This window comes from Noviherbaspirillum sp., assembly GCF_036846085.1.
Classification (GTDB): Bacteria; Pseudomonadota; Gammaproteobacteria; order Burkholderiales; family Burkholderiaceae_D; genus Noviherbaspirillum.
The window spans coordinates 1-8,412 of record NZ_DAIUCO010000236.1; the positions used below are offsets into that span (position 1 = coordinate 1).

The following is an 8,412-nucleotide window of genomic DNA, read 5'->3' on the forward strand; positions in this document are numbered from 1 at the left end:
TGCCCGGCGTGCCGCTTCCGCTGAGTTCGCAGATGCCGCCTGCGTTCAAGCTGCTGAGGTCCTTTACGCCGAAATGCAAGTCGGCGCCGCCTGCCGTTGCGGTTTCCGCGAAGGTGACGCCGGTCGCCGCGCTCATCGCTGCGAGGGCGCCTGCCGCCGCGGCGCGTTGCGATGCATTGAACGCCGTGGTGTTGGTGTCAAAGGTGTAATACAGGGTGCGGGGCGCCGGCAGGAAATTCCAGCCCGGAAATTCCAGAATCAGGGAATCGACGCGTATGTCGCCGGAGTAGCTGTATAGCGCAGTCATCGTTGCTGCTCCTTACGTGGTCATAAAGGGATTCTAATTTGAATTTTCCTGTATGCAACAATGGAGCCGCTTGATAGTTGAAAGATTTTGTATCGCCATTCGGCGTGGTTGTAATTCCCCAACGCGCGCAGACGCCGTATTTGTTGTATTGCAGCGACTGCACAGACAAATGTTGATGCTGATTAATCGGCAATTGACTGATTGGAACCGGTAAAGCCTGCTGACTCTCTAGCAAGGACCGCCTCTCTTACTGGAATAATCATGAAGGTCTTTTTCGCTGCCGCCGCTGCCGCGCTTCTTTTGGCAGGATGCGGAGGTGGTTCCGCCGACACCGCCAGCCTGCATTCCGATAAAAAGCAGCTCGCCGCATTGGAATCGGTCGAAACGATGGCGATGCTGGGCAGCTACCGGGATTACTCGGTCACCCAAAGTGGTACCGAATACATCGTCAGGGACAGGGCGGGCACCCGCCTTCCCGTCGCACCAAATATCAAGCGGCTTGTTTTCCCCGATGGCGCGATTGCGCTGGATATCACCGGCAACGCGGGACAAGCCTATCGCCTCTACCAGGCGGCCTTCAACAGAAAGCCGGACCTGACCGGCCTGGGTGTGCAGGTCACCGCACTCGATCGCGGCGTGAGCCTGTTGCAGATCGCGCAGAACTTCATGGAGTCGAAAGAGTTCACGGACCTGTACGGAAGCAACCTGTCCAGTGCCGCCCTGGTGACGCAGCTGTATCGCAATGTCCTGCATCGCGAGCCGGAACCGGCGGGCTTTGCGCATTGGATGAACCAGCTCGACAATATCGGCCAGCCGCGGCACGAGGTGCTGATGTTTTTCAGCGAGAGCGCGGAGAACCAGGCGCAGGTGATGCCGGCGATCCAGAACGGCATCCTGTACATGCCGCTTGGTGTTCCCGAGCCGCCTGCGCCACCGTTCACGGCTACCCTGGCATCTGCGCCGCCACCGAGCTTTTTCCCTGCGCCGCAGGAACCGATGAACTTTACGGTCACCGGCTCCGCACTGGAAAACGTGGAGCTCGTCTCGGCAAATGACCCGTCCATCATCTATGGTCGCTTTACGCTGTCGCCCGACAAGACATCCGCATCGCTGACCTTCCACCACGATCAGTACCAGTACGGGTCGTATAACCTGCGCATCCTGGCGTGGAATGCGCCTCCCGGGCAGGGCGGGCAGATGATCGAGGTCATGCCGCCACGGGTGATCTATATTCATCGCGCGCTCGGTTGCCAATTCACGCCGGGTTGCGGAGGTGATGCGCCTTGACGGGGGGCGATCCGTACTGTCATTTTTCGACAAATCGGGAGGGGCGGCGGACGCCCGGGCGCATCGTTCGTGTCGGGCAAATCCTGGCGCCGCGGGGTAAAATCAGTGCCTTCTTAGCACTTCTCGTGGCACCTCGCGCAACGCGATGCCATTGCCGCTCTGACCCGCTCACCCAGAAGAATGAAAACAATCAGGCATGTTTCAGCCGGCTTATCCACCACGGCAGTCGCAATAGGGATTCTGTGCATCGTTTGCGCTTACCTGCAGCACAAGCTGCCGATGGATCTTTTCTTTAATGCGGACGCACTTTACCTGCCGACCCTGTATGGCGATGTGATCGAAGGGCAGGGGCGTTTGAATCAATGGGTGCTGACCCCCGCACCGTACTTCGTGCCTGACTGGCCAATCTATTTCGCGATGCATGGTGCACTTTCGACGCCGTACCATGCGATTGCCGGCTTTTTCGCGGTGCAGATTGCGCTTACTTTTGCACTTGTTGTTTTCGTCTACAGAAAATTCCTGGATAGCCAGGGCGCATGGCCGCTGGCAGCGGCTTCCGTCTTGCTGCTGTCGTGGCTCGCCACGATACACGTCCAGCCGTACAATTTTTTATTGAGCAATGCGTTTCACTACGGGGCTTTCCTTCTGCTGCTGTTTTCCATCGTTCTGCTGAACGCCGGCCTTGAGTCGGATGAAGGGACGGCGAAAAAGTACGCTGTGGCGCTCCTCCTGCTGGTTGCCGCTTCGTCGCTGTCAGACAAACTCTTTATCGCCCAGTTTTCCCTGCCAGCCTTGTTTTGCCTGCCGTTCTTGTACCGTCACCGGGTTCGTGCACGGCTGGTCCTGTTTGGCGCGAGCGTATCCGCAGGCACATTGCTTGGCGTGGCGCTGTATCGTTTCGTGGTGCCAAATCGCGTGTCGGGCTCGCCTGGCGGGTTTTTTGAAAACCCGATGCAGAACGTTGGTGAACTGTGGCGGATCGTAAAAGCCTTTTATGCCGCCAGCCCATTTGTGGCGGCGATTCTCGTCCTGTTTTATATCGGCATGATCTGGCTGGTCATCCTGGGCAGGAGGCGCAAGCAAGCTGTGGACGCGATCCCCGCAAAACTGAGATTTCTCGTCCTGTTCAATCTCATCGCTCCGGCATTTGTGCTCGCGGTCGCCATATGCCGGACCCAGCCAATCAGCGACAGGTACCTGCTGCCGGTTTTCTTCCTCCCGATCATTCTCGGTCCGCTGATCCTCTACCTTTTCTTGCGTACAAGCGCTGCGAAAAACATGGCGGCAGTCGCCGCGGCGATCGGGGCGATCGTCTTTCTCGCGCAGCTTGTGAATTTCACGTTCAAGGATTTCTCAGGCATCCGGCAGGCCTACTATCCCGCCGAGGTCGAGTGCATCGACGCGGCATTGGCAAAACATGGCCTTAAGCACGGTGTTGCGAATTATTGGGATGCGAAAAAAGTACGTGTGCTGAGCAAGACCAAGCCAACTGTCGCTCAGATGTCGGTCGACCTGACACCCTTCGAGTGGATCACCAGCAAGGACTTCTACAGGCCATCCTACGAATTTGCATTGGTGACCTTCGATCAACGATCGGGCGGTGTGGACGAGAAGCGCCTTCTGGAAATCAATGGCCAGCCGGAGGACTTCGCGCAATGCGGAGCAACAAAGGTATTCATGTATCCGCAGAAGAAGTTACGAATCGAAACAGCGCCGCGCGGGATGTAGTGAAAACGCTTCAGGCATGGCGCACGCATTCATTGACCAAAAGCAATTCAATGAAATGAGCTTATGGAAAAGTAGATAGCGGCAATGATTATTCGTGGTGAAGAGTGCGGAAGAGACGGGCGAAAAAAACTGTCAGGAATGCACGACATGACGGTTGATTGTGTCAGCCATCACATTCGTTGCCATCATGATTGCTTAAAATCAGGTCATTCGAACAGCAACCAAATTAGCGGATATTGAAATGCCTAGAACACTACACAACAAAGTACGTCTTGGAAGCCGGAAGACCGCTTTATTGAACGTCAAACGATTGCAGGTGGCTTGCCTTGGCGCCTCGACGAGCGTCGGGCTGCTGATGATTTTTGCAAAAATGTTCAAGTAATCCGGATTCATTCCACTGACTGTCCACACTCCTTGAATCGCATCGGATGAAGCGGCCGTTATTGGCCGTTCCATCCATACGCATCATTGCGTATCGTCCCTGCCGCGCGTGGATTCAAGCCGACGCTTCCGCCTTCGCTTCCACGTCACGCAGCTCTTTCCTGCAATGCGGGCACGATTTCCCCGGCACATAGTAAGGCGACAACTGCTCGCGCGGCGTGACCACCGCGCGGCAGGCGAAGCATTGCGCCGTCTGTGTCGCTTCCAGCCTGGGATTGAGCGCGGTGCGGTAATCGAAAACGAAGCAGTCACCAGTGTAGTGATCGCCGCCGACATCCTCGAAATATTTCAGAATGCCGCCATCCAGCTGATACACGCTGTCGAAGCCGACGTTCTGCATGTGGATTGCAGCTTTTTCGCAGCGGATGCCGCCGGTGCAAAAGGTCACCACCGTCTTGCCGTCGAGTTCATTCTTGTGCTGGGCGATCACATCCGGGAACTCGCTGAACTTTTCAATGCGGTAATCGACGGTGTTGTTGAAGGTGCCGACATCCACCTCGAAGGCATTGCGGGTATCGACCATCACCACCGGCTTGCCGCTGTCGTCATGGCCCTGGTCGAGCCAGCGCTTCAGGGTTTTCGGTTCGACGGCCGGAGCGCGTCCTTCCTCCGGTTTGATCAGCGGATTCTTCATGGTAATGATTTCCGCCTTGAGTTTGACCAGCATCCGGGTGAACGGCTGCTTATCGGAGTAACTTTCCTTTACCTGCAGGTCCGCGAAGCGGTCATCGGCGCGCAGCCATGCGAGGAATTGATCGATCGGTTCGCGTAATCCGGCAAGAAACAGGTTGATGCCTTCCGGGCTGAGCAGGATGGTGCCCTTGAGGCCGAGCTCTTCGCAAAGCGCGCGGAACTGTGGACGTTTTTCGACGGTGTCGTTGAACGTAATAAATTTGTAAGCGGCAATGTTGACGTAGGGTTTTTCGGACTGCATAAGGGCCAAATTCAGTAAGTCATTGATTTGGCGTCATTATAAACTTGGATGCGCTGCATGGCTTATCTTCGATGTGTGAAAGCCTGATTTCGAGGCAGGAAAATGCCGCCCTGATTGCCTCGTGGAAGCAGTTCGCCCATGTAAAATAGCACGATGACTTCGCCGCAATTTATCCATCTCCGTCTCCATTCCGAATACTCGATCGTCGATGGCCTTGTGCGCATCGATGATGTCGTCAAGGCCGCCGCGCAGGACAGGCAGGCCGCACTGGCGATCACCGACCTGGCCAACCTGTTCGGCATGGTCAAGTTCTACAAGGCGGCGCGCGGCAAGGGTGTCAAGCCGATCGTCGGCTGCGAAGTCTGGATCACCAACGATGATGATCGCGACAAGCCGTGGCGCTTGTTGCTGCTGGTAAAAAATCGCACCGGCTATCTGCAGTTGTGCGAACTCCTTACCAAGGCATGGTTGACCAACTTGCATCGCGGCCGCGCGGAACTGCGCGCCGAGTGGCTGGAGAATGGCGCATCCAGCGGCATGATCGCGTTGTCCGGCGCGCATTGCGGCGATGTCGGCATGGCGATCGATCATGGCAACATGGCGGCGGCCGAACGGTGCGCGACGCGATGGGCCGAGATTTTTCCGAATCGTTTTTATATCGAAGTGCAGCGCTACGGCCAGCCGAACATGGAGAGCCATGTGCGCCACGCGGTGGCATTGGCCGCGAAGCTGAAGCTGCCCGTAGTCGCAACGCATCCGATCCAGTTCCAGACGCGGGAAGAATTCATCGCGCATGAGGCACGCACCTGTATCTCCGAAGGTGAAATCCTCGCCAATCCGCGCCGCGTGAAGCGCTTCAATGAAGAGCAATGCTTCAAGACGCAGGCAGAAATGGCGGAGCTGTTCGCCGACATGCCCGCGGCCATCCAGAACACCATCGAGATCGCCAAGCGCTGCAACCTGCAGCTTGAACTCGGCAAGCCGAAGCTGCCGAACTTCCCGACGCCCGAAGGCGTCACCATCGACGAATTTCTGGTGATGCAGTCGAAGCAGGGACTCGACGAGCGCCTGGTGCAGTTGTTCAAGGATGAAGAAAAGCGGGAGAAGGAGAGGCCGCGTTATGAGGCGCGCCTGAAGTTCGAAACGGACACCATCATCAAGATGGGCTTCCCGGGTTACTTCCTGATCGTGGCCGACTTTATCCAGTGGGCGAAGAACAATGGCGTGCCGGTCGGGCCGGGTCGTGGCTCCGGCGCGGGTTCTCTGGTCGCCTATGCGTTGAAGATCACCGATCTCGATCCGTTGGAATACAACCTGCTGTTCGAGCGCTTCCTGAATCCGGAACGGGTATCGATGCCCGACTTCGATATCGACTTCTGCCAGGAAGGCCGCGACCGCGTGATCCAGTATGTGAAGGATCGCTACGGCAAGGAGGCGGTGTCGCAGATCGCCACCTTCGGCACCATGGCGGCGAAGGGTGCGGTGCGCGACGTCGGCCGCGTGCTCGACATGGGCTACAACTTCTGCGACGGCATTTCGAAACTGATTCCGTTCAAGCCGGGCAAGCTGGTCACCATCGAAGATGCGATCAAGGAAGAGCCGCTGCTCGCCGAACGGCTAGAAAAGGAAGAGGAGGTCAAGCAGTTGCTCGATCTTGCACAGCAGGTTGAAGGCATCGCGCGTAACGTCGGCATGCATGCCGGCGGCGTGCTGATCGCACCGGGCAAGCTCACCGATTTCTGTCCGTTGTACACGCAGGGCGGCGACGCCGGCGTGGTGTCGCAGTACGACAAGGACGATGTCGAGGCGGTCGGCCTGGTGAAGTTCGACTTTCTCGGGCTGACCACGCTGACCATTCTCGACCGGGCGGTGCGCTACATCAAGCAGCTCGATCCGGCGATGGCCAACTTCGACCTGGCGAAGCTGCCGCTGCGCGACAAGCCATCGTACGAGCTGCTGACCAAGGCGAAAACCGTCGCCGTGTTCCAGCTGGAAAGCCGCGGCATGCAGGGCATGCTGAAGGATGCGCGGCCTGACCGCTTCGAGGACATCATCGCGCTGGTGGCGCTGTATCGTCCGGGCCCGATGGACCTGATCCCGGACTTCTGCCGCCGCAAGCACGGCGAGAAGTTCGAGTATCCCGATCCGCGTACCGAAGGCATCCTGTCCGAGACCTACGGCATCATGGTCTACCAGGAGCAGGTGATGCAGATGGCGCAGGTCATCGGCGGCTACTCGCTCGGCGGCGCGGACTTGCTGCGCCGCGCGATGGGCAAGAAGAAGGCGGAAGAGATGGCGGAGCATCGCCAGATTTTCCGCGAGGGCGCGGCGAAGAACGGCCTGTCGCAGGAGAAGGCCGACGAGATCTTCGACTTGATGGAAAAGTTCGCGGGCTACGGCTTCAACAAGTCGCATGCTGCCGCCTATGCATTGCTGTCGTACCACACCGCCTACCTGAAGGCACACCATCCCGCCGCGTTCATGGCAGCCAACTTGTCGCTGGCGATGGACGACACCGACAAGATCAAGATCCTGGTGGAGGATGCGGTCGATATCTGCGGACTGACCTTGCTGCCACCGGATATCAATCAGTCGGATTACCGTTTTATCCCGGTCGGCGAGCCGGGCAAGAAGGCGACGCAGATTCGCTACGGACTCGGCGCGGTGAAGGGCTCGGGACAGAATGCGATCGAGGCGATCATCGCCGCGCGCAAGAGCGGACCATTCACCGACCTGTTCGATTTCGTCAAGCGGATCGACCGTCGGCAAATCAACCGCCGCACCATCGAGTCGCTGATTCGTGCCGGCGCGCTCGACTGCTTCAAGCAGGATCGCGCGGTGCTGCTCGCTTCGGTGAATTTCGCGATGGAGTGCGCAGAGCAGGCGGAAGCGTCGGCCAACCAGGTCAGCCTGTTCGGCGGCGACGACAGCGACATGGAATGTCCGCCGGAATACGTGAAGGCGCAGCCGTGGACCGAGAAGCAGCGACTGACCGAGGAAAAATCGGCGCTCGGTTTCTACCTGTCCGGGCATTTGTTCCATGCCTATGCGGAAGAGGTGCGCAAGTTTGCTCGTACCAAGCTCGCCAGCCTGGAACCATCGCGCGATGCGCGGGTGATCGCGGGAGTGATTACCTCGGTGCGCACGCAGATGACCCAGCGCGGAAAGATGGTGATCGTTACACTCGACGATTCCACCGCGACGGTTGATGTCACCGTCTACAACGAGCTGTACGACCCGAACAGGAACCTGTTCAAGGAAGATGAATTCCTCGCGGTGCTGGGCAAGGTATCGGAAGACCGCTTCAACGGCGGTTTGCGCATCAGCGCGGAAAAGGTAATGGATATCGCCACCGCCCGCATCCAGTTCGGCAAGCAGTTCGCGCTGTCCTTGTCGGGCCAGGTGGATGCGGCACAGATCAAGACGATCCTGTCGCCGTACCGGTCGGAATCGGGGCTGCCGCTGACGATGCGCTATACGCAGCAGGGCGTGGGGTGCGAGATCCGGCTGGCGGATGAGTGGCGCGTGGCGCCTGCGGATGCGTTGCGGCAGTCGCTGGTGGAGCGGCTGGGGGCGCAGAGTGCGGTGGTGGAGTATTGAGGATAGGGATTGCGGATTGTCTACGGCTTTAATTTCCGGTTAGATAGCGCATCTTGTAAGATTCCCTCCTCCTTCCAGGGGGAGGGAGCAGGTGGTCGCAATGGATAAAGTTAGG

General features: G+C 58.2%; 4 protein-coding genes and 1 pseudogene. 3 read left to right on the top strand and 2 right to left on the bottom strand.

Going from position 1 to position 8,412, the window contains the following annotated elements:
• Positions 1 to 307 (bottom strand): annotated as a pseudogene (locus V7080_RS20860) (hypothetical protein); the annotation flags it as partial.
• 261 nt (positions 308 to 568) lie between these two features.
• Between V7080_RS20860 and V7080_RS20865 the strand changes: the two are divergent.
• Together V7080_RS20865 and V7080_RS20870 are read left to right on the top strand one after the other, a co-directional pair.
• Positions 569 to 1,594: a DUF4214 domain-containing protein gene (locus V7080_RS20865; protein WP_334190312.1), complete on the top strand. Its 1,026-nt coding sequence runs from the start codon at positions 569 to 571 to the stop codon at positions 1,592 to 1,594.
• A 279-nt stretch (positions 1,595 to 1,873) separates the two neighbouring features.
• On the top strand, positions 1,874 to 3,322 hold the full coding sequence (locus V7080_RS20870; protein WP_334190313.1) for a hypothetical protein: 1,449 nt from the start codon (positions 1,874 to 1,876) through the stop codon (positions 3,320 to 3,322).
• Between the two features lie 496 nt (positions 3,323 to 3,818).
• On the opposite strand, the gene V7080_RS20875 is transcribed toward V7080_RS20870, so the two are convergent.
• Positions 3,819 to 4,697: a sulfurtransferase gene (locus V7080_RS20875; RefSeq protein WP_334190314.1), complete on the bottom strand. Its 879-nt coding sequence runs from the start codon at positions 4,695 to 4,697 to the stop codon at positions 3,819 to 3,821.
• Positions 4,698 to 4,850: 153 nt separating this feature from the next.
• Here V7080_RS20875 and dnaE point away from each other — a divergent pair, with 153 nt between their 5' ends.
• Positions 4,851 to 8,297 (top strand): DNA polymerase III subunit alpha, encoded by a 3,447-nt coding sequence (gene dnaE / locus V7080_RS20880; RefSeq protein ID WP_334190315.1) that lies wholly within the window; start codon positions 4,851 to 4,853, stop codon positions 8,295 to 8,297.
• Positions 8,298 to 8,412 lie beyond the last annotated feature (115 nt).